Origin of the sequence: Pseudomonas caspiana (assembly GCF_002158995.1) — a bacterium.
Lineage (GTDB): Bacteria > Pseudomonadota > Gammaproteobacteria > Pseudomonadales > Pseudomonadaceae > Aquipseudomonas > Aquipseudomonas caspiana.
Map to the genome: position 1 here is coordinate 8,191 of NZ_LOHF01000047.1, position 1,553 is coordinate 9,743.

The window sequence follows — 1,553 nt, forward strand, 5'->3', positions numbered from 1 at the left end:
TTCCATGATTCCTCAAACGCTTTTCAATACAAACTTGTTCGTGGACGGCATCAACTTCTCCGGCGATGTGCCGGAGCTGTCCCTTCCCAAAGTGACGGTTAAAACCGAGGCCTATCGTGCTGGCGGCATGGATGCCGAGATCGATATGGATATGGGCTTGGAGAAGCTTGAATCCTCGTTCACTACCAACGGCGTGCGTAAAGAGGCCATGAAGTTCTTCGGGCTGGCCGACGGCACCGCATTCAATGCGTCGTTCCGTGGCTCTTTCAGGGGCCAGAAGGGAGCCTTTGTCGGCGTAACCGCGACCATTCGCGGCATGCTCAAAGAGGTCGATCCGGGTAGCTGGAAGCCGGGCGATAAAGCCGAGTTCAAGTACAACATCGGCGTGTCGTACTACAAGCTCGAAATTGACGGCACGGTGATGTACGAGATCGATCCGGTCAATTCGGTGCGCGTGATCAACGGCGTCGACCAACTCATTCAGATGCGCAACCAGCTGGGCCTGTAAGGGGATTACATGAACATTTCAGTCAATGCAGAAACCTACCCGAACGAGCGGCCTAAGTGGCTGCTTGTCACGGATTCTGGTGTGACCATCACCCTGTCAACGCCCAGCGAAATGAACGGCGTCAAGTCGGACAAGATCGTCATGCGCTCCCCGACTGTGCGTGAAGTGCGTGCTTGTCAGCAGGCGCACCCCAATGACGAGCTGGCCGTCGATGCAATGTTGTTTGCCAGCCTTGCCTCCATTGGCGAAAACGACCTGATGGGCCTCACGCTAAAGGACTATGAGCGCGTGAAGTCTGGCTACTTTCGCATGGTCGAAGAGGACGACGTTTGACCCTTCACTGTTGCGGCTGATGGCAAAGCGTATGGCTAAGGAAACTGGGTTCTCCTTGGCCGAGATTGAAACGATGCCGTTTTTCGAAATGTGGTGGTGGCTCAGGGATTGAGCCGCTTTCCCCGTGGACGGTGATCAAGGGGCGACAGCATGGCGAAGGAATTAGCGCTTGGCCTGGTGATTGGTGGCGCAGTCAGCAAGTCTGTGGGAGCGGCGTTCAAGGACGTCGAAGGCCGCGTTAAACGTCTTGAATCGACGGCGGGCAAGGCCAGGGTTTTGCAATCCGTGATCGGTGAAACCAAGCGCCTGCAGGAAGAGTGGCGCAAGGCGCATTTGAGCGGATCTGCTACGGCCGAGGGGTTGCGGCGCAAACTCGACGCTAACCTTGAAAGCCTTAAACGACAGGGCGTTGAGGTCAGAAACCTTGGCAAAGCCTATGAGCAGGCCGGGCGGCAGGCCCGCAAAGCCGAACTGAAGTCGACCGGTCAGGGCCAGATGAAAGAGGGCGCGGTTGGGCTGCGCAATACCGCGCTCGCGGCCAGTGCTGCAGCGGCCACGATGATTGTGCCGACCAGGGTCAGCGCCGAGTTCGGGGCGGTGATTCGTGACATTGCGATCAAGGCAGGTGTAGCGGGTAAAGACGAAGAAAAAGAGATGGCCAAAACCATCATTGGCACTTCGCGGGATACCGGTCTGGCTCGCAACGAGGTGG

The 1,553-nt window shown here is 57.2% G+C and carries 2 protein-coding genes and 1 pseudogene; all 3 read left to right on the top strand.

What is annotated here, in order from left to right; translation table 11 throughout:
• Positions 1-4: 4 nt before the first annotated feature.
• Positions 5-508 (top strand): phage major tail tube protein, encoded by a 504-nt coding sequence (locus AUC60_RS27365; RefSeq protein ID WP_087274709.1) that lies wholly within the window; start codon positions 5-7, stop codon positions 506-508.
• A 9-nt stretch (positions 509-517) separates the two neighbouring features.
• Complete coding sequence (locus AUC60_RS27370) at positions 518-841, top strand: phage tail assembly protein (RefSeq protein WP_087274711.1); 324 nt, start codon at positions 518-520, stop codon at positions 839-841.
• Between the two features lie 150 nt (positions 842-991).
• Positions 992-1,553 (top strand): annotated as a pseudogene (locus tag AUC60_RS27940) (phage tail tape measure protein); the annotation flags it as partial.